The organism is Flavobacterium phragmitis, from assembly GCF_900112575.1.
Taxonomy (GTDB): domain Bacteria; phylum Bacteroidota; class Bacteroidia; order Flavobacteriales; family Flavobacteriaceae; genus Flavobacterium; species Flavobacterium phragmitis.
The window spans coordinates 205558-230732 of the sequence record NZ_FOMH01000001.1; the positions used below are offsets into that span (position 1 = coordinate 205558).

A 25175-nucleotide genomic window follows, 5' to 3' on the forward strand; every position below is an offset into this window, starting at 1 on the left:
TCAAAAAACAATATGTAATCTTATTTATTTTTAATTCTTTTGAATATATTTTTATTAATTCTCCACTTTTACAATCGCCATTTTGCCATTGTATGGTTTATTACCTTTTGCCTCTAATGCTTTTGTTGCATCCTGTAAACCATCAAATTTCTCATAATAGATGTAATATTTACTTGTTGCTACATTGTAAAAGAAATTAATATCTGTGCGTCCAGCTGCTACCGCTTTAGTCAAGAACTCGTCACGTTTCTCCACACTACTATGGACAGCAACAATTAAATAATAACCGTTTTCAGAATTTTTAATATTCTTAATAATCTGCATGTTTGACTGCTCTTCTCCAAAATCAAAATCATTAGCTGTCATTGGTGCATTACTTAATTTCGTTGTTTCCTTAATACGTTTAAGAGCGGCAACATCCTGTGCATATCTTCCTTGATCATTCTCATAAGCCGCACGTTTGATTCTACGCTTACGCTCGATTTCAGTCTCTGTTTTAATACGCTCTAAATCGGCTATTAAAGCAGCTCCTTCACTTTCCATTTTCAATTGAGCTGCTTTCAACTCATTTATCTTATCCAGATATGCTTTATTCAACGGATCATTTTTAGGGAACTTTTTAAGTCGATCGTTATACAGAGCCGTTAATCTGTCAATCTCATTTTTCATGCTCTTGTTAGCGTCGGCAATCTGAAGTTTTAATGCTTCTATCTGACTGTTCTCTGCTGCTACACTCTTGAATGGTTTTGGCTCTCTATAAATTCCTCTTTCACTTAAATCATTCTCCTCTTTTAAATCATTTAAATCTTTTTGTTTATTAGCAACAGTAGCTTTAAACTGACTTAATAAATCACTTTGGATTTTACTAGTACTTTCAACAGACTGTGTTAAACTTTCGATTGCTTTTCCTGTATCATCTTTTGCTTTTGCTGCAAGTGCCGCCGCTTCGGCATCTGCCTTAGCTTTTTCTGCTGCTAACTGAGCTTGACGTTCTTCTTCTTCTCTTAAGCGTCTTGTTTCTTCCTCTGCCTTTAACTTTTCAGTCGCTTCAGCATCTGCTTTTGCTTTTGCTGCGGCTAAAAGTCTTGCTTGCTCCGCTTCCATGTCAGCTTTCGCTTTTACATCGGCAGCTAATTTTGCTTGAAGTGCTTCAGCATCTGCTTTTGCTTTCGCATCAGCGGCCAATTTAGCTTGGCGAGCCTCTTCATCTGCTTTTGCTTTTGCATCGGCCGCTTGTTTTGCTTTTAATGCTTCTGCATCCGCTTTAGCTTTCGCATCTGCCGCTAATTTAGCTTGACGAGCTTCTTCCTCAACTCTTGCTTTTTCTTCAGCAGCTTGTTTTGCTAGTAATGCTTCTGCGTCTGCTTTAGCTTTTGTCTCTGCCGCTAATCTTGCTTTTTCTGCTTCTGCATCGGCCTTAGCTTTCGCATCTGCTGCTTGTTTCGCTTTTAGTGCTTCAGCATCTGCCTTAGCTTTTGCGTCTGCAGCCAATTTAGCTTGACGTGCCTCTTCTTCCTCTTGTAATTTTTTCGCTTCTGCTTCCGCTTTTGCTTTCGCAGTTGCCTCTGCATCGGCTTTAACTTTTGCGTCTGCTAATAATTTTGCTTGTAGAGCAACCATATCAGCTTTTGCTTTTGCCTCCTCAGCTAGTTTAGCTTCAGCATCTGCTTTTGCTTTCGCATCAGCAGCTAATTTTGCCTGACGAGCTTCTTCTTCTACCCTTGCTTTTTCGTCAGCAACCTGTTTTATTCTCAATGCTTCTGCATCGGCTTTCGCTTTTGCTTCGGCTGCTAATCTTGCTTTTTCGGCTTCAGCATCCGCTTTTGCTTTTGCGTCAGCCGCTAATTTTGCCTGACGAGCTTCTTCTTCTACCCTTGCTTTTTCGTCAGCGGCTTGTTTTATTCTCAACGCTTCTGCATCTGCTTTCGCTTTTGCTTCGGCTGCTAATCTTGCTTTTTCGGCTTCAGCATCTGCCTTAGCTTTTGCATCTGCAGCCAATTTAGCTTGACGCACCTCTTCTTCCTCTTGTAATTTTTTCGCTTCTGCTTCCGCTTTTGCTTTTGCAGTTGCTTCTGCGTCGGCTTTAACTCTAGCATCAGCTATTAACTTAGCTTGTAAAGCTTCCATATCAGCTTTTGCTTTTGCATCGGCTGCTAATCTTGCTTTTTCTGCTTCTGCATCTGCTTTTGCTTTTGCGTCAGCCGCTAATCTTGCCTTCTCAGCTTCTGCGTCTGCTTTAGCTTTATTTTCTGCCTCCAATTTAGCTTTAGCTGCAGCTTCCGCATCGGCTTTAGCCTTAGCATCTGCAACTAATTTAGCTTGAAGTGCCTCTGCATCTGCTTTGGCTTTGGCTTCTGCCGCTAGTTGTGCCTGACGAGCTTCTTCAGCTTGTTTTACCTTTAGTGCTTCAGCATCAGATTTGGCTTTAGCTTCGGCAGCTATCAATGCTTGTCTTGCCTCTTCATCCGCTTTTGCTTTTGCTTCTGCTGCCAATCTTTCTTTTAATGCCGCATCTTCAGCAGCTTTTGCTTTCGCATCAGCGGCTAGTTTTGCTTTGTTCGCAGCATCTATAGATGATTTTGTTTTAGCTTCTGCGGCTGCTTTCGCTTTTGCTTCTGCTGCTAATCTAGCTTGTAATGCATCTGAATCCGCTTTTGCTTTTGCATCGGCTGCAATTATAGATTGTAAATCTGCCGCCTCAGCTTTTGCTTTTGCATCAGCTTTACGTTTTGCCTCAGCTGCCTCAGCTTTTGCTTGATTATCTGCGATTAATTTCTGTCTTGCTGCTTCTGCATCGGCTTTTGCTTTTTCGGCTGCCGCTAATCTTGCTTGTCTAGCCGCTTCAGCATCGGCCTTTAATTTTTCAGCTGCCGCTAATCTTGCCTTCGCAGCGGCTTCAGAATTTGCTCTTGCTCTTTCAACCGCAAGCTGTGCAGCTGTTTTTTGCTGTGTTGGCGTTGCCGCATTTGCTGCAGCTGCTTTCGCTTTTGCTGCCTCAGCATCGGCTTTAGCCTTATCTGCTGCATCTAATTTTGCTTGTAAAGCTTCAGCATCAGCCTTAGCTTTTGCGTCTGCTGCTAATTTTATTTTTAAAGCTTCAGCGTCTGCTTGTGCTTTATCTGCTGCTAATTGTTCTGGCGTTTTTTGTGCTGCACCTGCTTTGTTTGCCGCCGCTTGTGCTCTTGCAGCCGCTGCTGCATCAACTCTTGCTTTATTATCAGCTGCCAGTTTTATTCTGCGCTGTTCTGCATCAGCTCTTGCCTTATCAGCAGCTAATTGCGCTTGTGTTTTTTGTGTTTCAGCAACAGCTTTATTTGCGGCTGCCGTTTGTGCTCTCGCGGCTACTGCGGCATCTGCCTTAGCTTTTGCCTCTGCTGCAAGTTTTATTTTAATAGCCTCAGCATCCGCTTTAGCTTTATTGTCTGCTTCCAGTTTTGCTTTTGCTTTCGCTTCGGCATCTGCTTTTGCTTTATTATCTGCTTCTAATCTGGCTTTCGCTTTAGCCTCTGCATCTGCTTTTGCTTTGTTATCAGCCTCTAATTTAGCTTTTGCTTTTGCCTCTGCATCTGCCTTCACTTTTTCTGCTGCCAAAAGTTTTGCTTGTTTTGCTTCAGCATCTGCTTGTGCTTTTGCTTCGGCAGCCAATCTGTTCTTTTCAGCAATTTCAGCTCTGTTTACTTGTGTTGCTTCTGAATTTTGTTTCGCTGGAACTCGTTTTGGCTTAGCTGGATCAATCAATGATCCTTCATCATCATCTCCGTAATAGTAATTTCTGTTTTTGAATTTGTAGGCAATTGCGAATTCATGTGATCCGCCCATATTAGAGAAATTGCCCATTCCTCTTTCGTAATTATATTCAATAGCAATACTTGGAGAAATATTAATCCCAAGTCCTGCTGAAACTCCGTATAAAGTGTTATATCCTGCCTGAGCCCAAACTCCCTGCTGAAGAGTAAGCATAGCCAAACCAGAAATAACGGTTTTGTCTTTTTTTAATTCTGTTCTTACAATACCTGAAAATTTACTTCTGTCAAAAAAACCATAACTGTCAATATAACCAGTATACATTGCATGTAGTTGAATGGCTCTTTCCGGATCTTCTTTTACCATACCCGATCCAAAATTGTACAGTACCAAATTGTTAATCGCCAATCCAAAATCCAAAAATTCTGTACCGTAATTAATTCCAGGATTTACCGTAAACAAGGTGCTTTTTGGAAAATCACCCTGTAGAATTGTAGAATCATCAGAAATGATTTTTCCAGTATTTAATCCGCTTTGGTAAACACCTACATTTAAACCAAAAGTCAAATTACTGTCTTGTTCTAAAACAATGTTATGTGCAAAATTTCCGATTGCTCCAAAAACGGTCATTAGTCCGTAATTCTGTTGAAAAAGACCTGCCGCAAAAGCTTCATTTTCTCTAAAACGTCCAGAATAATTAAACAAATAACTCTGTGGTGCATTCTCAAATTGTACCCATTGTCTTTTGTTGTAAAAGCTTATGTAGGGATTTGATTCACGAACAAAACTGAACGCTGGATTAATTATATATCTATTAAACTTTAAAGAATTTCTGATAGGTAACGAAAACGAAACAACTCCATCCTCAGAACCGTTCTGAGCATAGAGTACATTTGATAAACCATAAAATAAAGTGATGAATAGTAGGATTTTCTTCATATTATTTTATAACCGTTATTGATCCTTTTTTTTCACTTGCATCGCTTTTAATGACATAGTAATAAACCGGATTTACATTTTTAAAATCTATATTGCTTTGAGGCCAATCGCCTTGATAATTCATAACATCGAGTACTTTATCTCCGTTTGAACTTATAATAATGACTTGGGTGCTTGCATTTTTGTATTCGTCTGGGATATCCCAATAAGGATTTCCTCTTAAGCTTATAATGTTTGGAATAACTGTTGCTTTTCCCGGTTCTCCATTTATTCGGAATGAAAATTCTCTGCTGGCAGTACAACCTGATACTTGCGAAATTTTCACTTTATAATTACCTTTTACTGTAACTAAATAAGAACTTCCCGTTTCACCGGAAATTAGATTATCATTTAAATACCACTCATAAGTTGGAGTTTGAGCATCAGTAGTAACAGACACATTTAATGTTTCTCCTTCGCTTAATTTGTAACCATCCTGAGCATCGATACTAGCTTCAAAACCGTTACTCTTAAGGTCAATTGTTCCTGTTGCTTTACATCCGCCAAAATCTACCTCAACACTATAAACACCAGATTCATTTGTTGAATAGGTTCTGCTGGTTGCACCATTGATAGTAGCACCATATTTTTTCCAAACATAGCTATTTCCAGAAGTAGCTGTTAAAACAGTTCCTGCACCACTTGCACAAAAAGGATTTCCTAAACTTGAAGATATTGTAACGCTAGAACCTGAAGTAGAAGATGTAACATTTACACGATTAGAACTAAAGTTTACATCCGAACATTGTCCATAATCGATTTCTGCATAATATCTACCAGTTGTATTTACCACAAGATCTTTTGAACTTTGTCCAGCAATCACTACATCATCTTTATACCATTTGTATTTAATATTAGTAAAAGTTAATGGAGATGGTGCTTCTGCACTGATAGATAAGGTTAAACTGCCACCTGAACATAACATAGCTGTTTCACTTTTATTATTGATAAAAAATGAATTTTCGTATGCTTTATAATATGCTGGAAAAGAAGTATTTCCTAAAGAGTTTCTAAATCTTGAGCTTACAACTCCTGTAGAACTTTTAACTCTTAAACTGTATACGTCAGATCCAACTAAATTTGTTGGTACAGCATATCGGATTGTTTTTTGAGTTGCAGAAACATCGATAGTCTGAAGTAATGTTGTAGCAATTGGCGTTGTAAAACTTCCTGTGGCATCTGAAAGTTCTACAACAAAAGTTGTTCCCGCAGGAAAATCAATATAACTAAAGGTAGCGTTGAATTCATTAAAAGATCCTCCGGCGCAAAGTTTCTCAAGTCCATCAAATGTTTGAGGCACAATTGTTTGTGCATTAACACTAGATTCGAGGGCAAACAATGCGCCGAAGAATATTATCCATTTGGTAAAAGATAAAGTAATTTTTTGAATCATATAGTGCGTGTTCTGGCTAAATCTATACGCTCAAAAAACAAAATATCTATAAATGTTTCTGAAAAGTCATACTTATAGTTTTCGATGATATCTTTTGCAAGAATCGAAGTAGCTGTTAAAGATGAATCTTCTTTACATTCGTTTGATACAGAATTTGATTCAGCGGCAATAGTAAGGCTATCCTTGGGGGTGGACATCCTTACTATTAACTGATTAAAATTATCTGAACTGCTGTTTTTAAGTACAGCATTATTAGTATTGTTTTGGTTATTTTCTAATAACGCTACACAGCTATCAGAACCAGCTTCCGTTGTAGGCTTTTGTGCTGTATTCTGTGCGTATAGAGTTAACGAAATAGGTGAAACCAAAAATATTATATATAAAAAATATTTTTTCGTAGATACCATTATGTTTTGATCTTTATTTGGGTCCGTTATAGACGATACATAAATTGTGTCTGGGGACTTAATTAATAAAATTTACGCTCGGAAATAAAAATCGAAATCTATTTATCTATTGCCGCTTGAAGCCGTGATTTTTCCTAATTGTAATCTGTAATCTGGTTTTTTAGGGTTTGCGATATCAATGAAAGTTTCATTGTTACTGCTTTGAGAATAAACATTAAAGAATACACTGTTACCATACCAGCTCTCTAAATCTTCATTGTTAGAATTGTACTCAGTAAAGATGTTTCCATTACATAAGTTAAAGTACATTTCTTCAAATTTGATTTTTTTAAGATTCGCATCGTTGATCTCAATTTTACTATCTAATAAAACAGCAGGATTGAATCCAGAGATTACACTACGCTTTAATTCAAGAGAAGCACTTTCTGCAACATAAACACATTCTTTAACTAACCCTGCCTGGATATCAGATTTAATGTTTTCACTATCGTTAAGCATTGTGATATTTGTAGCGGCTACAAGAGTTTGTTTTTTTGTAAAGTCTGTTTCGTTCTTTTTCTCATAAGATTTCACCTCCATACAACGAGATCCGTCTTTATTACTTGATAAGTAAGAAGATCTAACTGCTAAAGAGTTGAATAAACGACATTGTACACCTTGTGTAAATTTGAAGTCGTCGTTGATAGATTTGTAAGAAACTAATTTTGATGCATTCACATCACCACCAAAGAAAGCAAATGAATCACCTCCAGAGTAGCTTACCATAACGTTGTCAATAACTGTTTTGCTACCCACACCTGCAACAGTCAAACCGTTGAAAGTATCTGCACCTTTTACTTTTTTACCTGCAAACTCGATTCTCACGAATCTTAAAATTCCAGAGTTTGAAGCTACGTTGTCTCCACCGTAAGTAGTAAGTGTTGGATCTAAATCAAGGTTGTAAGAACCTACGTTTCCAAATTTATTGATTGGCGCATCACCAAGGATTACCACTCCACCCCAGTCTCCAGCTTTTTTCATGCTGCGGTTTGAAGTAAATACGATTGGGTCTGTTTCTAAACCATCAGCAATAATCTGAGCACCTTTTGTAACTACCAATGTTCCTTTTGTTTCGAAATCACCAATAATTAAAGTTCCTGGTTCAATTGTTAAAACAGCGTTGTTTGTAACATATACGTTTCCTTGCAAAACGTAGATATTTCTTTTCAGCAATTTAGTATTAACAGAAATGTTTCCTGCTAAAATTTGGTTTGCTTCTCCATAGTCCACTTTGTTAGGCTTAAATTCGGTCCAATTATTTAACCAATTGTTGTAGCCCATAATTCCTTTCTCTTGTTGAGCACTCATACTCGTAACCGTCAAAAGAACGCAGATTAATTGAGTAATTTTTTTCATGATAAGGGGGTATTAGGGTTAATAATAAATTTGGGTATGCGTAAATGAAAAAACTCCTCTCGAACTTTCTTAAATTATAAGAAACCTCGAGAATGAGTCTTTTTTTATTTTGTTTTTCAAAAGCGCTCCACTTAGATTTTATCCATCTACGTAAATACTTCGAAAAAGGTTTTAAAAAAAATTATTCAATATTACATTTCGTTCAAATCGTTGAACTCGTGTAATGATTTCAATGTACTTTCGTAAAATAAAATAGCCGCAATTAGATTTCCTTTATCAGAGTAAGGCATCATCTTTCTTTGGAATTCTACCGTAGTATCCAAAAATGTCGATGTCCCAACTGCTTGAGCATCTAAGATTTTTTTGTGATCTCCATCGTCTGGAATACCAAGGTCGGCCATAGTAACTCCCGGTTTTGTAACCAAAGCAATGTAAGGAAGAGTTTTCACCAAAACTTTAATACGTTCAATGTATAACTCCAAAAGTTCCCCTTTTTGCATACCACTTAATTCTTTTTGATCATGGTATTTACGAATAAGAGCTGTTGTACTAATAATACTTCTTGGCGCGTTTTTAGCCTGTGCCGAAACGGCTGCAGTAGTTAAAATAAAAAGTGCACTTAGCAGAGTAATTTTCCCTTTCATAGATTCTTATTTATAATTGGTTGTTGATAAAAACAAAAATATAGAAATTAACTTAAATTACAACTGGAATGATTTTTTTTTTCAAAAAAAAACCTTAAAAAAACCTTAAAAATCAGTCTTATGTCGAGAAAATGTGCGTTTTAACGGGCTTTTTGTTAAAATCGTTAAAATCAAAACCGTAAGATTAACGCTATAAAAAAAGCGTCTTTTTTCTTTTAAATAATCAAAAAAAACTTACGTTTATCGATTTTCTCAAAAAAAATATTAACAAAAACATCTCGATATCTGCTCATCTTGAGCTATTTATTAACAAAATTATTCTCTATAACGACCAAAAAAAATCTTAAAGAGCACCTTAATTTTTAAAATTATGACTATAAAATAATCTTTGTGTCGAAAATTTTTGACTACATCATTTTCTTCTATCTTTGCTCCATGCAATTTTCTCAAATTTTAGGTCAAGATTATATCAAAAGCCACTTGATAAAAAGTGCTGCTTCTGGTAGAATTCCGCATGCACAATTGTTTGTTGGTCCAGAAGGAAGCGGTACATTAATAACTGCCATTGCTTATGCTCAGTATATTTTGTGTAGCAATACAGGCGATGAAAATTCGAACGGAAATGATTCCTGTAATCTAAAGTTTGATAACATATCGCATCCCGATCTGCATTTTATCTATCCAACCGTTACTACCGAAGACGTAAAAACAAAACCAAAAAGTTTAGATTTTATTCAGGACTGGCGCGGTTTTATTCAGGAAATGCCTTATGGAGGTTTATTCGATTGGTACAAAATTCTGGGCGTTCAAAACAAACAGGGAGAAATTCGTGTCGAAGATGCGCAGGAAGTTTTAAAATCGCTTTCGCTGAAATCTTATGAAGGCGGTTATAAAATCATGATTATTTGGATGGCCGATAAAATGAATATCGCCGCTTCGAATAAACTTTTGAAACTTTTGGAAGAACCATCAGATAAAACCATGTTTATTCTGATTTCTGAAAATGAAGAAGATATTATACAAACCATACGTTCCCGCTGTCAGGTAATTCACTTTAACGGACTTCCCGAAAAGGTAATTGCTGAAGCTCTGGTCGCCCGTGAAAATACAGATCCAAATTTAGCCAAAAAAATTGCACACCAGGCGCAGGGCAATTTTAATAAAGCTTTGCATTTGCTAAAAGAAGACGATGACGATTTTCCTTTTGAGCAATGGTTTGTCAATTGGGTCCGCGCTGCTTTTAGGGCAAAAGGAAATGCAGCCGCCATTCAGGATTTAATTTCCTGGAGCGAACAGATTGCCGCTTTGGGACGCGAAAGCCAGAAAAAATTCATTCAGTATTGTATCGAAATGTTCCGTCAAGCGCTTATGCTAAATTATCAAGCACCGAGTTTGGTGTATATCGAGCCAAAAGTGGATAAGTTCAAATTGGAAAATTTTGCTCCGTTTGTTAATGGAAATAATATCCACGAAATATTCAAAGAACTTTCAGATGCCATGTACCACATCGAAAGAAACGGAAATGCAAAAATTATTTTAACCGATTTATCCATCAAATTAACTCGTTTAATTCATAAAAAATAAATTTCATGAACAATGTTGCCTCAATTTTAATTTTAGCTTTTTTAGCTTTAACGTTCTTACAATCAGGTTACGAAAAAATATTTTATTGGAATGATAATGTCACTTGGCTTAAAGAACATTTTTCAAAAACGAAATTAAAAAATCATGTTCCACTGGCATTAGGGCATCTTTTAATTGTAGAATTAATTTCAGGAATTTTATGCGTTGTCGGAGGCATTCAATTATTCACAAATAACGGTCGTGAATTTGGTTTTTACGGAGCCATCTTTTCCTGCATCTCTTTGTTAATGATGCTTTTCGGACAGCGACTAGCAAAAGATTACGATGGTGCGAGAACTATTGTAATTTATTTTATACCAGCTGTAATGGCGGTTTACTGGTTAAATTAAAAAAAAACCACAGCTTTAAAGAAAGTACGTTTGCGACTTTGACAAAGAGTGGCTAACTTGAAAATGCTTAGAGGGAATCTTAAGAATAATTTTAAAAAACATTTGCTTTAAAATCTTAGCGTCTTAGCGACTTTGCGAGATTAAAACATAAAGTTTTTGTTTCAGCAACAAGAGATTTGCACGCAAAGTCGCTAAGACGCTAAGATTTTACACTTAAATTTTAAGGTTAAAAAAGAGAAACTAAAAAGAATTATATAGAATTACACAGATAAAATGATTAAAAAAATCATTCGAATCCTTTTAATCTGTGGCAAAAAAACGCTTTCATAGCGAGCAAAAAACAAATTTATTATTCAAAAAAATGAATCCAAAACATCCTTCAGAATCTCTAACTATTTTAACTGATTTAGTTTTACCGAGCGAAACTAATCCTTTAAACAATCTTTTTGGTGGCGAGTTATTAGCCCGAATGGATCGCGCTGCAAGTATCGCTGCCCGCAGACATTCACGCCGAATTGTAGTAACAGCTTCTGTAAATCACGTTGCTTTTAATAGAGCCATTTCGCTTGGAAGCGTTGTAACAGTCGAAGCAAAAGTTTCAAGATCTTTCAAAAGTTCTATGGAAGTTTTTATAGACGTTTGGGTAGAAGACCGCGAATCTGGAAACAGAACAAAAGCCAACGAAGCCATTTATACTTTTGTAGCTGTAGACGATACAGGAAGGCCTGTTGAAGTACCGCCAATTGTACCAGAAACCGAATTGGAAATCCAGCGATTTGATGCGGCTTTGCGTCGTAAACAATTAAGTTTATTATTAGCTGGGAAAATAAAACCTTCTGATGCCACGGAATTAAAGGCTTTGTTTTTGTAGTTCAAATTTGTGACAATTTGGAACAATTGGAAATAATGAAACTTCAAAAAAAGGAGTAATTTTACAATTTACAAAACAGACCAGTAAATTTTAAGAAAGAATTTTCTTAATTTTATCCGGAAAGGCAAAATAAAAATTTAGATAATTTAAGAAAATATGAGTTCAGACAAAGAAGCCAAATTAAAAGCGTTACAGTTAACACTTGATAAACTTGACAAAACCTACGGAAAAGGAACCGTAATGAAAATGGGCGACAGAGCTATTGTGGAGGTAGAAACGATTTCTTCAGGTTCACTTGGTGTTGATTTAGCTCTTGGAGTTAATGGTTATCCTAAAGGAAGAATTATTGAAATATATGGTCCAGAATCTTCTGGAAAAACTACTTTGACGCTTCACGCTATTGCTGAGGCTCAAAAAGCTGGAGGTATTGCTGCGTTTATCGATGCGGAACACGCTTTTGATAGAAACTATGCTGAAAAATTAAATGTTGATATTGAGAATCTAATCATTTCTCAGCCAGATAACGGTGAGCAGGCTTTAGAAATTGCCGAAAACCTAATCCGTTCTGGAGCCATAGATATTGTTGTTATTGACTCTGTTGCGGCTTTAACTCCCAAAAGTGAGATTGAAGGTGAAATGGGAGATTCTAAAATGGGGCTTCACGCACGTTTGATGTCTCAAGCTTTGAGAAAACTTACTGGAACTATCAGTAAAACAAACTGTACGGTTTTCTTTATCAACCAGCTTCGTGAAAAAATTGGTGTAATGTTCGGAAATCCGGAGACTACAACGGGAGGTAACGCCTTAAAATTCTACGCTTCTGTGCGTTTGGATATTCGTCGTTCAGCTCAAATTAAAGATGGTGAAAACGTAATTGGTAACAGAACAAAAGTTAAAATTGTTAAAAACAAAGTGGCGCCACCTTTTAAAACTGCCGAATTTGATATTATGTATGGAGAAGGTGTTTCTAAAACTGGTGAAATCTTAGATTTAGCAGTAGAATTTGACATCGTTAAAAAAGCGGGATCTTGGTTTAGCTATGGTGACACCAAATTAGGGCAAGGTCGTGATGCCGTTAAAGCTTTGATTAAAGATAATCCTGAACTTGCTGAAGAATTGGAAGTAAAAATTAAAGAACACATAAAAGAATTAGCAGACGCTTAATTCATTTCCATAAATAAAAACACTGATTTTGAGTCCGATAGATCCTAAAATTCTATCGGGCTTTTTATTTTTTAGAAACTTTTAAAATCTACACGCAACCATTTCAATAAATCCTCATCTTATTAAAAAGCAAGTTTCCAAAATTGATATGCCATATATCACTTTGGATTTTTTTAGAATTTACATTGGTTGGTTATTTGAACAAAAATCCGTTAGTTATTGGGTACTAACGGATTTTTTATCATTTTTTTCCTTTTTTGACGCAACCTTTTTTGCTTTTCCATATCTATACTAATGTGACGTTAACTTGAGTTATGATTAAACTCTTTATTATCAACCATTAATATTTTTAACCATGAAAGAAAAAATAGAATTGTTGTACAATAAAAACCGAAGAAAAACCAAATTAAAATTTAAAAAAGTATTACGTTTTATTTCCGAAAAGATAATTCACAGATAATGACTTTTGAATAAAAATAGGGGGTTTTTAATTCAAAGAAAAGCCGGTAGATTTTAAGAAATCTACCGGCTTTTGTATTCTAAATTATCTTTGCTAATTCTTTTTTTGAAAATCAATTAATCCGTTATAAATCAAATTTCTAACTTGATCTCTCAACTCCTTTCTGTGATCGATTGTTAAATCTTTTGTTTCAATGAAAGGAAGAATTCTCGCTCTCATTTTCCCAGGACTTCCGCTCAAAAAGGTATACGAAAAACGTTCTTTGTTATCTGGAAAAACAATTGGCACAATTGGAATCTGGTGATCAATTGCCAGTCTAAATGCACCGTCTTTAAATTCATCCAGCAAAATGCTTTCATCATCTGGAACACCCCCTTCAGGAAAAATACAAATACTTAAACCTTGATTCAAACGGCTTTGAGCTCTTTTAAAAACTTCATTTTTGCTTCGTGAAGAATTTCGGTCAACCAAAATACAGGTTCGTTTATAGAAAAATCCAAAAAGCGGAATCTTCACCAGCTCTTTTTTTCCAACAAAAACAAACGGATTTTTAATCAGAGCCAGCATAAGCATAATATCGGTCATCGAGGTGTGATTGGCCACAATCATGTAACTTTTGCCTTTAATGAGCTTCTGTTCGCGTTTTACGGTATAGTAAAATCCCATTCCGAAAAGGATAAATTTTGCCCAAATTCGAGCCATTTTAAAAAAATAAGGATATCCTTTCTCCGAAAGAATAGAAATCACTAAAAATGGCAACATAATCAAGATTGGAATCGCCATTAAGACGTAAAACCAAACGCGCCAAAGAATCCAAAAAACAATTTTAAGTATTTTCATAGCTTCAAATGTAATAAAACGGGAATGAATTTTCTATAACGAATTTATTCTATTCGCTATTTTTTTGTAACGCAGAGAACGCTGAGATTTTTCGCAAAGAAAAGAAGTTTAATCCGAGTATTGCTAAAGCAAAAAGTTCGCAGAGCTTTGTAAATAAGGTGTTATTTCTTTGTAACACAAAGATTACAGAGATTTTTCGCAAAGAAAAGAAGTTTATTTTGAGATAAATGCTAAAGCAAAAAAGTTCGCAGAGCATAACTTGAAATAATCTCTCTGAAAATTTTGCATATTCTCGGATATCTATGTTATCAATAAATTTCAAAAAATAACATTTCATTTAAAAACAAATTAATATATTTATACGAAAATCTGCGTTAAAATATAAAATAAAAATGACTGAAAATGAAATTTCGACTATTGTAATTGGTCTGGCAATCGAAATACACAGAACCCTAGGACTCGGCTTATTAGAAAATGTCTATCAGGAATGTTTATTTTATAAACTCAAAAAAAGAGGGCTCTCTGCAGAAAAGGAAAAAGCAATGCCGTTAATTTTTGAAGAAGTAAAACTGGACTGTGGATATCGCATTGATATACTAGTAGAAAATAAACTAGTTATTGAAATTAAAGCTGTCGAATCTTTAACAATAAATCACTTAGCACAGGCATTAACTTATTTAAAATTAGGGAACTATAAACTTGGATTACTGATAAATTTCAACGAACAGCTTTTAAAAAATGGAATTAGAAGAGTAGTGAATAATCTACAAATAAACCAACCTCTCTGAGACCTAATAAAAAACTCAAAAAAAAACTTAGCGTTCTCTGCGAAAAAAACTCTGCTATCTCTGCGTTACAAAGAAATACGTAGTCAACTTTGCGGTTAGAAAAAACATCACGACATTTGCAATTCAGAAAAAATTGAGAATGGCAAAAATACTTACGGGTGTTCAGAGTACAGGAACGCCGCATTTAGGAAATTTATTAGGAGCAATTATTCCAGCAATCGAATTATCAAATGATCCGGCTAACGAATCTTTTTTGTTTATTGCTGATTTACATTCAATCACTCAGATTAAAGACGGAAAAACTTTAAGAGAGAATACCTACAGCACTGCTGCAGCATGGCTTGCTTGTGGTTTAAATCCAGATAAAGTGACGTTTTACAGACAATCTGATGTGGTGCAGACTACTGAATTGACTTGGTATTTAAGCTGTTTTTTTCCTTTTCAGAGATTGACTTTGGCACATTCTTTCAAAGATAAAGCTGACCGTTTGGATGATGTTAACGCCGGACTTTTCACCTATCCAATGTTAATGGCGGCAGATATTTTATTGTATGATGCTGAATTTGTTCCTGTTGGAAAAGATCAGTTGCAGCATTTAGAAATTACACGTGATGTGGCTTCTCGTTTTAACCATCAAATGGGCGAAACTTTTGTTCTTCCTGAAGCAAAAATTCAGGAAAACATCATGTTGATACCGGGAACAAATGGAGGAAAAATGAGTAAGTCTGCCAATAACATTATCAATATTTTCTTGGATGATAAGACCTTACGCAAACAAGTAATGAGTATCGAAACAGATTCTACACCACTTGAAGATCCTAAAAATCCTGATACCTGTAATGCATTTGCAATCTATTCGCTTTTAGCAAATGAAGAACAAATTGCACAAATGAGAGCTAATTATCTTGGTGGAAATTATGGATACGGCCATGCAAAACAAGCTTTGTTTGAATTGATTACAGAAAAATTCAAAGCAGAAAGAGAGAAATATAATTACTACATCAACAACCTTGAAGAAGTAGATGCCTTATTGAAAAAAGGCGCAGCTAAAGCTTCTATAATTGCCGATGGTGTTTTGGCAAAAGTTAGAGAAGTCTTAGGGTTTTCGAAGTAATTCCCCAACTCTCAATATATTTTAAAATCAAACGTTGATTAGTTTTGAAACTGATCAACGTTTTTTTATTAAAATTCAATGATTATATATAAGGTTTTCTGTGTTAAATTGACTCAAAAAGTTTTCCCGGAAGTGGCCTTATTAAACCTTTTAATTCCATATTTAAGAGAATTCCAGACATTTTGAAAATCGGAAAATCACATTGAATGGCAATAATATCAAGTAATTCCTTTCCGTTAACTTGAAGAAAATCATATACTTTTTGTTCCTCTGGTTCCAAGTCAACAAAAAGTAGTTTCTGGATGGGCTTTGGTTTTTCTTTAATATCCCAATTCAACATATAAATCAAATCGGCCACATTGGTCAATACACTTGCTTTCTGGGTTTTAATCAAATTATTACAACCTTGACTATATTTATCAGTCACTCTTCCAGGCACTGCAAAAACATCACGATTGTATTCATTGGCCATGTTCGCTGTGATTAATGAACCTCCCTTATCTGCAGATTCTATTACGATTGTTGCTTCGCTCATACCAGCAACAATACGATTTCGGCGTACAAACTTTTCTTTATCAGGATTTGAATCGCTCCAAAATTCTGTAATAAAACCCCCATTCTCCTCCATCTTTGCCATATACTTTTTATGCGATCTAGGATATATCTGATTTAGACCGTGAGCCAAAACACCAATGGTCTGCAAATTATGATCTATAGCAGCTTGATGTGCCACGATATCTACGCCATAAGCAAATCCGCTTACGATTACAGGATCTAGTGGAGCTAAATCTTCAATCAATTTTCTGCAGAATTCTGTTCCATAAGAGGTAATCTGTCTGGTACCGACAATGCTGATTATTTTCCTGTTTTTTAAATTTAAATTTCCAGCCGTAAAAATTAAAATAGGACCATCAAGGCAATGTTTCAGTCTTTCCGGATAGCTTTCGTCTTGAAAAAAAGAAGTTTGAATGGTATTATTTTTAATAAAAGACAATTCTTTTTCGGCTTTATCAAAAACGCTTTTATCTTTTAAGTTTTTCAATAAAACACTTCCAATTCCATCAACTGCTGCGAGTTGGCTATTTTTTGCTTTAAAAATAGATTCGGCATTACCAAAAGAATGCAGTAATTTCTTCCCCATAATATCTCCTACTCCATCCACTTTTAAAAGTGCAAGCAAATAAAACAACTCTTGATCCTTCATCTTATATAACATTATGTAAAATAGAATTTCTATTTTTATTAATTCAAAAGCGCAAATATCACTAAAATAAAGTAAATTCTTAATAAATTAAATAGTTAAATTTTAAAATCACTTCCGAAATTGCATAAACACTGACTTATATATTTGAAAATGAATTCTCTAAAAATAAAACTCAATTGTTAATAAAAATTGTGAATAAAATTTTGATAACTATAAGCGATGCATAACTTTGTGATTATGAAAATCGAAGTATACATCTCACAGTTATTGTATCGTTATCAGTGTGTAACGGTTCCAGGATTTGGTGCATTTTTAACCGAAAGTCATTCAGCGCAGCTTAATCCAAGCACTAATTCGTTTTTTCCTCCTAAAAAAACCGTTTCTTTCAACAGTCGTATCAAAAATAACGACGGATTGTTAGCAAATCATATCGCGCAAGCTGAAAAAACCTCTTATGGTTTTGCTGTAAGTGCAATTGCTTTTGAAGTTTTAAGCTGGAAAAAAACATTAGAAGAAAATGGCGTAATTCTTTTGAAGAATATTGGAGAACTGCGTTTAAACTCTGAAAGTAATATCGTTTTCACACCAAACGATCAAACCAATTATCAAGCAAATTCTTTTGGATTAAGTCCTTTTGTCTCTCCTATTGTGAAAAAAGAGATTTTCGAGAAAAAAATCGAAAAAATCGCTGCAAAAGAAAAAGATGCAGTTTTATTATATGAAAATGAAGAACAAGTAAAATCTTCAAATCCATTCTTGAAATATGCTGCGATAATTGTTCTTGGACTTGGAATTACAGGAAGCATTGGTTATCCTTTATATCAAAATCAGATTGACAACCAAACTCTTATGGTTGAAAAATCGGTTCAGAAAAAAGTACAGAACAAAATACAAGAGGCCACTTTCTTTATCAAAAGTCCGCTTCCAGCAGTAACACTTTCTGTAGATTCTGCTAAAGTTGAAACAGCTGAGCCAACCATGCCTTATCACATTATCGCTGGTGCTTTTAGAAGCGAAGCCAATGCAAGAAAAGCTTACAATCAACTGATTAAAGATGGTTTCAAAGCTAGGATGCTGAAAGAAAACAAACATGGATTATTTCCAGTTTTATACGGAAGCTACACTACCATGCAAGAAGCTGAACAAGCTAAAAGAGAAATACAAAAAGGCGAAAATCCAGATGCCTGGATCTTAGTCGAAAATCTATAAAACTATTGAAAATCCTATTCTTCCGAATAGGATTTTTTTTTTGATTTCCACTGATTATAAACATTATATAAAAATTATACTTTTGAGCTTATCAAACTGTAACGATAGCAATTGAAGAAAAATCAACTTCATAAGAAATCTGAAATAAATTGTAAAAAGAAAATTTACTTTTGCTAATTCATTTTCTTCCGTTTCACGTGGAAAACATTCATTGTTAAATCAATACGAACGAAATCGTATCAGATTCCTAAAAGGAAAAAACTCTATGAGTTATAAAGAAATAAAGCCAACAGGAATTTTAAGCAATTTTGTGCAGTCCTTCTGGTATTATGAAACTTCAGAAACAGTAGTAAGGCATACTATTCTGCCCGATGGTTATTTTGATCTTATTGCCGAATTTGAAAACCAATCCTTATCCAAAGTAAAACTGACTGGAATATGGACAACGCCAAAAGATATCCACATACCCAAGAATACTACTTTCTTTGCCATCAGATTTAAACTCCTATCGCTCGAGTATTTTTTTAAAACAGAAATCAAATCTATTTTAGATACCACACAAAATTTACCTTTATCGTTCTGGAATATAGACTCTTTCGCCTTTGATGAATTCGAAAAATTTACAACCGTCGTTTCTGAAAACCTGAACGCTGAAATCATTAGATTTACTGAAATTGACAACCGGAAACTTAAATTATTTGAATTTGTGTATCAACATCAGGTAAAAACAGTTTCAGAAATTTCTACTCAAATTTTCTGGAGCAGCCGGCAGATCAATCGCTATTTCAATTCGCAGTTTGGAATTCCGCTTAAAGAATTTCTGAAAATTGTTCGCTGTAATGCTGCTTATCAGGAAATTTCAAATGGAAATCTCAAACCACAAACCGATTTCTTCGATCAGGCACATTTCATAAAAGAAATCAAAAAATATACTGGCGCTACTCCAAAGGAACTTCACAGAAATAAAAACGACCGATTTTTACAATTATCAACACGGGAAGAAAAATAATTTTGGGACTTAATTTTTTAATTTCATTCCAATGAAAATAAGTAAACTATCTCCCAATTTTGAAGTAAGAGACATCAGAAAAAGTGTCGAATTCTACACCCAGTATTTTGGCTTTAAACTAATTATGGCAGTTTCCGAAAGTCAAGACGGCGTTGACAACGTGATCCACTCCGATAAAGAATATGTCTATGCTATGTTACAGCAAGATGCTGTTGAAATTATGTTTCAACGTTCGGATACTTTTAAGACAGATGTCGCTTTTTCTGAAGGACTACCGATTGGAGCAACAGTATCTTTTTACATGGAAGTCGAAGGCATACAAAATTTATATCAAAGCCTTAAAAATGAAAAACTTGAAATTACAGAACTCCAAAAAACCTGGTACGGAATGCAGGAGTTTTATGTAAAAGATTTGGATGGCTACATCTTGGTTTTTGCTGAAAAAGCGGCATAAATAAAAAACACTTTCTCTTGAGTTGTTAGAGAAAGTGTTTTTTAAGTTTGGATTTTACTGCCTCAAAATTTTTGCATCTTGAGACAAAATTTCTTTTCCAGATTGATAAACCGTTAGAATTGCAGGCGGTGAATCGGATTGGCCTAAAACAATGATGTAGCAATTGTATGTGAAGTTTCCTTTTTTAAATTCATAGTAATGATTACCTCCAGTTCCATCGGCATGAAAAACTCCTTTTTCGATTATCAAATCTGGTTTTTCTGTCATTTTCTGTTTTACTGACCATGAAGCGTATCTGTAATTGTCATTTCCAAGATCATCAATTCTGATTCTGAATTTTGCCGTTTCAAGGATTGCAACCGGTTCTTTAAATTTTGAAAGTGAAGCATTTACTTCTTTTTTCTGCACCGCAATCAATTCTTTTTTTAATTTCAGTTCCTCATCAGATTGGTGATTTATGCTGCTAATTTTTCCATCGGTATCAATCCACAAATCGCCTCTGTTCAGCATAATTCCTCTCCAACCTACTTCCGACCAATCTATTGCCGGATCTGATTTCGTTATTTTTTCAATCAAAACTTTATCAAAAATCTGGTTGTATCTTTTTATAAAATCTTGCTTATCCTTTACCAATGGAATTGGATATTCTCGTTTAAATGGAAATTTAAAATGTTTTGAAACCGCTTCTTTATCATTGTTTTTCACTTCCAAAATAAACTTCGAAATGAATTTCTGATATTCGGGTTTCAAATCCTGTGCGTTTGTAAATAACGAACAAAAGATTAGAAATAGTAGAAAAGTTCTGTATGTTTTCATGCCAAAATTGATTTAATACTTTATAAACTAGATTTTTAAGAAACAAAACAATGTTTCACGTGGGACGTTCAAATACAATTAATTAATGCTCGCTTTGAACATTTTTAATTCATCCCAAGTAAATTCATCACCATGTTTTTCTTTCAAACCGCTTAACGATTCTTCTTGATAAAACTGAAACGCTTCTCTTAGTGCTAAAATTTTATCGTACGGCAAAACATCTGTAATTTCAATCTTTTTAGCCTGAATCAGTCTAATCAAATGTCCTTCGATGGTTTGAACATTCAATTTACGCATTCTCGCAATATCTTCTACAGAATTTTTCTCGATCCACAAATCGTACGTTTCTTCAACAGTCGTTTTTTTAGCCGTTTTAAGCTCGTTTTTCTCCGCTTTAGCTGATTTGTATCGAACCACGGGTTCTTCTGTCCTGAAAATGTCTGTATTTGTCGTTTTCAGCTCTTCTCGGATTCTTTCCGCTTTGTTGGTTTTATAATTTCGAATAACTGGCGATGATAATTTTTCTTTAGAGATTGCTTCGCCAGAAACCACAACTTCGATCAATAATTTGGCTTTCATCAATCGTAGAACTGCTTTGGTCTGCAGATCTTCCAAAAAAATCAGTTCTTCGTAAAATTCCTTGACTTTTTTAAATTTCTGAATTTCATTGATTTTATAAATCAGATCATCAACCAACTTGTCCATCGGTTTGAAGAAATAATCATAGGCCGCTTCTACCCTTTCTTTCACAAAAAACAAATCAACCGTTTCTTTGATGAAAATTTTATTGAGTTGTGCAATGAATTTCTGCGAAGGATCCAAAAGTTGCTCCATGATTTCCATTCGCTTATGCGCCCAGGCAGCGTGTTTCGCTTTTTCAGATCCTGCAGCATTTTCGTTATAACTGAAACGATGATTTCGCCATTCTTGCGCCAATTCTCCCCAATTAAAACTGTTGATCAAATAGTTATGAATAAAATTTTTGGTTTCAAAGTGAAGTGAACTCTTCAAAACTTCTTCCGTCGCTCTATTCAAAGCATAATCCATCACATCTTGATCGTTCGAAATACCATTCATCTGCATCGGAGAAAGCAAAATAAGCCCGTTTAAGGAACGCAAACGCGAAAGTGCCACATACGCCTGCCCAGGCAGAAAAACTTGTGATACATCAAGCGCTGCTTTGTCAAAAGTTAAACCTTGGCTTTTGTGCACCGTAATTGCCCACGCCAGTTTGATTGGATAATGCGCAAAGGTTCCTAAAACCTCTTCCTCGATATCTTTGGTTTGTTCGTTGACTTTGTAACGGATATTCTTCCATTCGTACTTCTCCACTTCCAGAGTCATGTTCTCTTCAGGGAAGTGAACAAAGATTTCTTCATCTGAAAGCGATTTGATTACCCCCATCTTTCCATTGAAATATCTCTTTTCAAAAGATAAGTCATTCTTAACAAACATAATTTGCGCTCCGACCTTCAATTTCAATTCTTCTTCAACAGGAAAAATCTTTTCAGGAAAATCTCCAACAACAAATGGCGTATAAATGTATTCTTTACCACCTAAATCATTGATTGACTGATTGTTAATAGAATCTGCTTTTGCATTGTGTGTAGTCAGCGTGATATAACCTTTGTTCTCTTTGAAGTCAAAATCAGGCTTAACATATTGATTTAGAATGGCTATATCTTCTGGGGTGATCTGATTATTTCGAAGATTGTTCAAAACCGAGATAAAAGCATCATCGGTTTGACGATAGATTTTTGACAATTCGATATAAATCGGTGGATACGTTTGAAGAACATGGGAATGGAAAAAGAACTTGCCGCGGTAATAGTTTTTCAGCGTGCGCCATTCTTCATCCCGAATAACTGGCGGTAACTGAAGCAAATCTCCAATAAACAACACTTGAACTCCACCAAAAGGTTGCGTGTTTCTTCGAACAGTCTGCATCATAAAATCGACAGCATCCAGCAAATCAGCTCGCATCATACTGACTTCATCAATAACTAGAAGCTCCATGTTTTTGATTACATTTCGCTTGACATTATTCATTTTGAAATGACGTCGCAGCGATTCCTTGTTTTCGAACTTAACCGTATCGGTAAATTGTGCACTTGCTTCGTACGAAGGAATAAATGCAGAAAACGGAAGCTGGAACATAGAGTGAATCGTAACACCGCCTGCATTCAAAGCTGCAATTCCAGTTGGTGCGACAACCACAGTATTTTTGTGAGTGGTTGCAATGATTTCGCGCAAAAGCGTAGTTTTTCCTGTTCCTGCTTTACCGGTAAGGAAAATAGATTTTTGCGTCTGATTGATGAATTGTAAAGTGTAAGCTGCCGCTTCTGAAACGTTTTGCATTGGGCTTGTATTAAAAACTAAAATTACCTTATTCTTATAAAAAGAAAAAACCTAAATCTTAGTGGATTTAGGTTTTTAGTAATTTAGTTAGTTTGGTAGTTTTTATTTTTTTGCTTCACCTTCTTTTGTTTCAGCTGCTGGTTTAGCATCTGCTTTTGGTGTTGCTTTGTATTTTTCGTTTAATTCTTTGATAATCTCTTTTGTGATATCATATTTATCTTCAGCATACAAAACAGTTGCAGCATCTCCAGTTCCGTAGATGTAAGAGTATCCGTTTTTCTTTCCGTAGTCTTTAATGAATTTTTTAACACCACTGATTAAAGAATCCATTTCAACTCCACTCTCTTGTTGTAATTGTTGAGCCAATGCTTGTTGAGCATATCCTAACTGTTGTTCTCTTTTTTGTAATTCCGCACCTCTTTGCTGCGCCCAAGCTTGACCATTTGCTTGTGCCTGACTTTGAAAACTAGCAGCGTCTTGTTTAAAACGTGAAATCTCAGCCTGTAATTGTCTTCCTTTTTCTTCCGCTTGAGCTTTGTATTTTGCCTCTAAATCTTTTGCCTCAGTGTACTCTTTCATCAAAACCGAAGTATCCACGTAAGCTGTTTTTACTTCCTTTACCTCTGCTGTTTTGTTACAAGAAACTGCGAAAACTGAAAGTGCGATAATAACTAATGCTTTTTTCATTTTTTTTAATTCTAATTTTAAAGTGATTGAAGACAAAAATATAAAAAAATCAATAGTAACAGCATAAAGTTTAAAAAATGCTCAAATTTTATCATATTGTTTTTATTTATAGAAAGAATTCTTACTATAAATCGACGCTATCGCATTGATTTTGATGTTTTTTTCTCCTTTTTTAAACAATAAAGGCTATTTCATCCTTGAAAAGACAAAATAGCGTTTTCTATTTTATACCGTTTTTATTTGTTCTTCAAAACATAAATATGCGAAGAATATTCTTTTGTGCTCTTGGCTTTCCAGTTCGATTTTAAACCAACGAAAAAAGCTTTGATATAATTCATTTTTCCTGTTTTATATTTTTCTGATAAAAGACTAACATAAAACGAATCAAATTTCATTGGAAGTATTTTTTCTAATTTTATATCCACTTTTTCAAAAAGCAACTGAATTGATTTTTTAGAGAAATGCCAAAAGTGAATTGGCACATCATAAGCAGCCCAAAAAGTTTCATAATGATTTGCATCAAACGATTTGTAATTTGGAACCGCAACAATTAATGTTCCAGTTGGTTTTAACAAACGCTTCAATTCCTGGATTTGTTGTTCTAAATTTGGAACGTGTTCCAAAACATGCCACATCGTAATTACATCTAAAGAATTATTTTCTAAAGTGCTAATTTCTTCTACAAACGAAATTCCTTTTTGTTTGGCAATATTTTTTGCTCTGTCGCTTGGTTCAACTCCAATAGTTTCCCAACCATTGTTTTTTGCTGTTAAAAGAAAATCTCCCGTTCCGGCACCAATATCCAGTAATTTACCTTTTTGTGGCTGTTCGCTATTAATTAAATTCAATTTATTCTGAAGCGCTATATTTTTCACAAAATGATAGGCTTTTTCAAATAAGGAACGTTTGTTGTCTGTATGTGAAATATAATCTTCACTTTCATAATATTTGCCTAAATTTTGCAGTTCAGGTTGTGGCGATGTAATCAGCATATCTAATTCTTCATCATAATACAAATCGAAAATTTCTTTTGAAACAGAATGGTCTTTTACTGTAAGAAAGTGTTTTTTGTTTAAAACGTCCATTTTTAAAATTATAGATATTTGGGTTTAATTTATAGCAAATCCTAAAAACGAAATTTCATCATTTTTAGGATTTTTTAGTTTTTGTTATTTGTTACTTTTCCAATTGATCTTAACGGCCGAAATCTTTTCATTTTCTAATCTGATATCATCCAAAACAGCAAAACCATTTCGAACATAAAATTCCAATGGTGATTTGTATTTTTTATTATTTCGTTTGAGATCCTTTTCATGATCGATTACCCAGCCGTTCAAATTTTGATTATTCTTTTTGATTTCCTCCAATAAAATTCTGCCATATCCTTTTCCTTGAAATTCATAATTCAACATTATTGCAAACCAAATTTCGCTATCGCGAAAAAAAGTATAAGCCCAACCTTGAATAACATTTCCAGAATCAATCAGAATGTAATTTTCTGTTTTTACTAAAGCATTGCAATACGACTCAAATTCCTGAAAAGTTTCATGACCAAATTGAATTGGATATTCATTATTTCGAAGTTGCCACAATGTTTCTTTTTCATTCTCTGAAAAACTATTTTGATGTACAACTTTCATTTTTTGATCTTTTTTTTATTAAAACGT

The 25175-nt window shown here is 34.7% G+C and carries 21 protein-coding genes; 9 read left to right on the forward strand and 12 right to left on the reverse strand.

The window, feature by feature from the left end; genetic code table 11:
- Nucleotides 1–54: 54 nt before the first annotated feature.
- The 5 genes from BM289_RS00910 to BM289_RS00930 all read right to left on the reverse strand — a co-directional run bounded on the left by BM289_RS00910 (nucleotide 55) and on the right by BM289_RS00930 (nucleotide 8561).
- Nucleotides 55–4683: a PorP/SprF family type IX secretion system membrane protein gene (locus BM289_RS00910; protein ID WP_091490033.1), complete on the reverse strand. Its 4629-nt coding sequence runs from the start codon at nucleotides 4681–4683 to the stop codon at nucleotides 55–57.
- Between the two features lies 1 nt (nucleotide 4684).
- The gene (gene sprC / locus BM289_RS00915) at nucleotides 4685–6115 is read right to left on the reverse strand and encodes a gliding motility protein SprC (protein WP_091490035.1); all 1431 of its coding nucleotides are present in this window, start codon (nucleotides 6113–6115) and stop codon (nucleotides 4685–4687) included.
- Nucleotides 6112–6522, reverse strand: a complete 411-nt coding sequence (locus BM289_RS00920; RefSeq protein ID WP_091490038.1) for a hypothetical protein — start codon at nucleotides 6520–6522, stop codon at nucleotides 6112–6114. Before BM289_RS00920 ends, sprC begins: the two co-directional genes overlap by 4 nt.
- 102 nt (nucleotides 6523–6624) lie before the next feature.
- Nucleotides 6625–7917 carry a hypothetical protein gene (locus tag BM289_RS00925; RefSeq protein WP_091490041.1) on the reverse strand — a complete coding sequence of 431 codons (1293 nt, stop codon included), beginning with the start codon at nucleotides 7915–7917 and terminating at the stop codon, nucleotides 6625–6627.
- 191 nt (nucleotides 7918–8108) lie between these two features.
- Nucleotides 8109–8561, reverse strand: coding sequence for a hypothetical protein (locus BM289_RS00930; protein ID WP_091490044.1), 453 nt, complete (start codon nucleotides 8559–8561; stop codon nucleotides 8109–8111).
- Between the two features lie 435 nt (nucleotides 8562–8996).
- On the opposite strand from BM289_RS00930, the gene BM289_RS00935 reads away from it, so the two are divergent.
- From BM289_RS00935 to recA, 4 genes are all read left to right on the forward strand, one after another.
- Entirely contained in the window at nucleotides 8997–10145 is a 1149-nt protein-coding gene (locus BM289_RS00935) for a DNA polymerase III subunit (RefSeq protein ID WP_091490047.1), read from the forward strand.
- A 5-nt stretch (nucleotides 10146–10150) separates the two neighbouring features.
- Complete coding sequence (locus BM289_RS00940; protein WP_091490050.1) at nucleotides 10151–10534, forward strand: DoxX family protein; 384 nt, start codon at nucleotides 10151–10153, stop codon at nucleotides 10532–10534.
- 361 nt (nucleotides 10535–10895) lie between these two features.
- On the forward strand, nucleotides 10896–11405 hold the full coding sequence (locus BM289_RS00945; protein ID WP_091490696.1) for an acyl-CoA thioesterase: 510 nt from the start codon (nucleotides 10896–10898) through the stop codon (nucleotides 11403–11405).
- Between the two features lie 156 nt (nucleotides 11406–11561).
- Nucleotides 11562–12569 (forward strand): recombinase RecA, encoded by a 1008-nt coding sequence (gene recA / locus BM289_RS00950; RefSeq protein WP_091490052.1) that lies wholly within the window; start codon nucleotides 11562–11564, stop codon nucleotides 12567–12569.
- Between the two features lie 553 nt (nucleotides 12570–13122).
- Here the strand turns inward: recA and BM289_RS00955 are convergent.
- Nucleotides 13123–13869, reverse strand: a complete 747-nt coding sequence (locus BM289_RS00955; RefSeq protein WP_091490054.1) for a lysophospholipid acyltransferase family protein — start codon at nucleotides 13867–13869, stop codon at nucleotides 13123–13125.
- A gap of 392 nt (nucleotides 13870–14261) precedes the next feature.
- Here BM289_RS00955 and BM289_RS00960 point away from each other — a divergent pair, with 392 nt between their 5' ends.
- Nucleotides 14262–14657 carry a GxxExxY protein gene (locus tag BM289_RS00960; protein WP_091490056.1) on the forward strand — a complete coding sequence of 132 codons (396 nt, stop codon included), beginning with the start codon at nucleotides 14262–14264 and terminating at the stop codon, nucleotides 14655–14657.
- Nucleotides 14658–14796: 139 nt separating this feature from the next.
- Nucleotides 14797–15771: a tryptophan--tRNA ligase gene (gene trpS, locus BM289_RS00965; RefSeq protein ID WP_091490059.1), complete on the forward strand. Its 975-nt coding sequence runs from the start codon at nucleotides 14797–14799 to the stop codon at nucleotides 15769–15771.
- A gap of 103 nt (nucleotides 15772–15874) precedes the next feature.
- Here trpS and dprA read toward each other — a convergent pair whose 3' ends face one another.
- On the reverse strand, nucleotides 15875–16975 hold the full coding sequence (dprA, locus tag BM289_RS00970; protein WP_091490697.1) for a DNA-processing protein DprA: 1101 nt from the start codon (nucleotides 16973–16975) through the stop codon (nucleotides 15875–15877).
- Nucleotides 16976–17212: 237 nt separating this feature from the next.
- Here dprA and BM289_RS00975 point away from each other — a divergent pair, with 237 nt between their 5' ends.
- The 3 genes from BM289_RS00975 (at nucleotide 17213) to BM289_RS00985 (ending at nucleotide 19647) form a co-directional block, all read left to right on the forward strand.
- A complete protein-coding gene (locus BM289_RS00975) occupies nucleotides 17213–18184 on the forward strand; it encodes an HU domain-containing protein (protein ID WP_091490060.1) in 972 nt (323 codons plus the stop codon).
- 265 nt (nucleotides 18185–18449) lie between these two features.
- Nucleotides 18450–19193 (forward strand): helix-turn-helix domain-containing protein, encoded by a 744-nt coding sequence (locus BM289_RS00980; protein ID WP_091490698.1) that lies wholly within the window; start codon nucleotides 18450–18452, stop codon nucleotides 19191–19193.
- 31 nt (nucleotides 19194–19224) lie between these two features.
- On the forward strand, nucleotides 19225–19647 hold the full coding sequence (locus tag BM289_RS00985; RefSeq protein WP_091490062.1) for a VOC family protein: 423 nt from the start codon (nucleotides 19225–19227) through the stop codon (nucleotides 19645–19647).
- Between the two features lie 54 nt (nucleotides 19648–19701).
- Here the strand turns inward: BM289_RS00985 and BM289_RS00990 are convergent, their stop codons facing one another.
- The 5 genes from BM289_RS00990 to BM289_RS01010 form a co-directional block, all read right to left on the reverse strand.
- Nucleotides 19702–20463, reverse strand: coding sequence for a hypothetical protein (locus tag BM289_RS00990; protein WP_091490064.1), 762 nt, complete (start codon nucleotides 20461–20463; stop codon nucleotides 19702–19704).
- Between the two features lie 78 nt (nucleotides 20464–20541).
- Nucleotides 20542–22821: a helix-turn-helix domain-containing protein gene (locus tag BM289_RS00995; protein ID WP_091490067.1), complete on the reverse strand. Its 2280-nt coding sequence runs from the start codon at nucleotides 22819–22821 to the stop codon at nucleotides 20542–20544.
- A 102-nt stretch (nucleotides 22822–22923) separates the two neighbouring features.
- Complete coding sequence (locus BM289_RS01000; RefSeq protein ID WP_091490699.1) at nucleotides 22924–23508, reverse strand: OmpH/Skp family outer membrane protein; 585 nt, start codon at nucleotides 23506–23508, stop codon at nucleotides 22924–22926.
- A gap of 236 nt (nucleotides 23509–23744) precedes the next feature.
- A complete protein-coding gene (locus tag BM289_RS01005) occupies nucleotides 23745–24593 on the reverse strand; it encodes a class I SAM-dependent methyltransferase (RefSeq protein WP_091490070.1) in 849 nt (282 codons plus the stop codon).
- A gap of 84 nt (nucleotides 24594–24677) precedes the next feature.
- A complete protein-coding gene (locus BM289_RS01010; RefSeq protein WP_091490071.1) occupies nucleotides 24678–25148 on the reverse strand; it encodes a GNAT family N-acetyltransferase in 471 nt (156 codons plus the stop codon).
- Between the last annotated feature and the right edge of the window lie 27 nt (nucleotides 25149–25175).

Excerpts from the sequence above, each read along its gene's own strand:
- BM289_RS00910 (WP_091490033.1), bottom strand. The coding sequence starts at position 4,683 with ATGAAGAAAATCCTACTATTCATCACTTTATTTTATGGTTTATCAAAT.
- sprC (WP_091490035.1), bottom strand. The coding sequence starts at position 6,115 with ATGATTCAAAAAATTACTTTATCTTTTACCAAATGGATAATATTCTTC.
- BM289_RS00920 (WP_091490038.1), bottom strand. The coding sequence starts at position 6,522 with ATGGTATCTACGAAAAAATATTTTTTATATATAATATTTTTGGTTTCA.
- BM289_RS00925 (WP_091490041.1), bottom strand. The coding sequence starts at position 7,917 with ATGAAAAAAATTACTCAATTAATCTGCGTTCTTTTGACGGTTACGAGT.
- BM289_RS00930 (WP_091490044.1), bottom strand. The coding sequence starts at position 8,561 with ATGAAAGGGAAAATTACTCTGCTAAGTGCACTTTTTATTTTAACTACT.
- BM289_RS00935 (WP_091490047.1), top strand. The coding sequence starts at position 8,997 with ATGCAATTTTCTCAAATTTTAGGTCAAGATTATATCAAAAGCCACTTG.
- BM289_RS00940 (WP_091490050.1), top strand. The coding sequence starts at position 10,151 with ATGAACAATGTTGCCTCAATTTTAATTTTAGCTTTTTTAGCTTTAACG.
- BM289_RS00945 (WP_091490696.1), top strand. The coding sequence starts at position 10,896 with ATGAATCCAAAACATCCTTCAGAATCTCTAACTATTTTAACTGATTTA.
- recA (WP_091490052.1), top strand. The coding sequence starts at position 11,562 with ATGAGTTCAGACAAAGAAGCCAAATTAAAAGCGTTACAGTTAACACTT.
- BM289_RS00955 (WP_091490054.1), bottom strand. The coding sequence starts at position 13,869 with ATGAAAATACTTAAAATTGTTTTTTGGATTCTTTGGCGCGTTTGGTTT.
- BM289_RS00960 (WP_091490056.1), top strand. The coding sequence starts at position 14,262 with ATGACTGAAAATGAAATTTCGACTATTGTAATTGGTCTGGCAATCGAA.
- trpS (WP_091490059.1), top strand. The coding sequence starts at position 14,797 with ATGGCAAAAATACTTACGGGTGTTCAGAGTACAGGAACGCCGCATTTA.
- dprA (WP_091490697.1), bottom strand. The coding sequence starts at position 16,975 with ATGAAGGATCAAGAGTTGTTTTATTTGCTTGCACTTTTAAAAGTGGAT.
- BM289_RS00975 (WP_091490060.1), top strand. The coding sequence starts at position 17,213 with ATGAAAATCGAAGTATACATCTCACAGTTATTGTATCGTTATCAGTGT.
- BM289_RS00980 (WP_091490698.1), top strand. The coding sequence starts at position 18,450 with ATGAGTTATAAAGAAATAAAGCCAACAGGAATTTTAAGCAATTTTGTG.
- BM289_RS00985 (WP_091490062.1), top strand. The coding sequence starts at position 19,225 with ATGAAAATAAGTAAACTATCTCCCAATTTTGAAGTAAGAGACATCAGA.
- BM289_RS00990 (WP_091490064.1), bottom strand. The coding sequence starts at position 20,463 with ATGAAAACATACAGAACTTTTCTACTATTTCTAATCTTTTGTTCGTTA.
- BM289_RS00995 (WP_091490067.1), bottom strand. The coding sequence starts at position 22,821 with ATGCAAAACGTTTCAGAAGCGGCAGCTTACACTTTACAATTCATCAAT.
- BM289_RS01000 (WP_091490699.1), bottom strand. The coding sequence starts at position 23,508 with ATGAAAAAAGCATTAGTTATTATCGCACTTTCAGTTTTCGCAGTTTCT.
- BM289_RS01005 (WP_091490070.1), bottom strand. The coding sequence starts at position 24,593 with ATGGACGTTTTAAACAAAAAACACTTTCTTACAGTAAAAGACCATTCT.
- BM289_RS01010 (WP_091490071.1), bottom strand. The coding sequence starts at position 25,148 with ATGAAAGTTGTACATCAAAATAGTTTTTCAGAGAATGAAAAAGAAACA.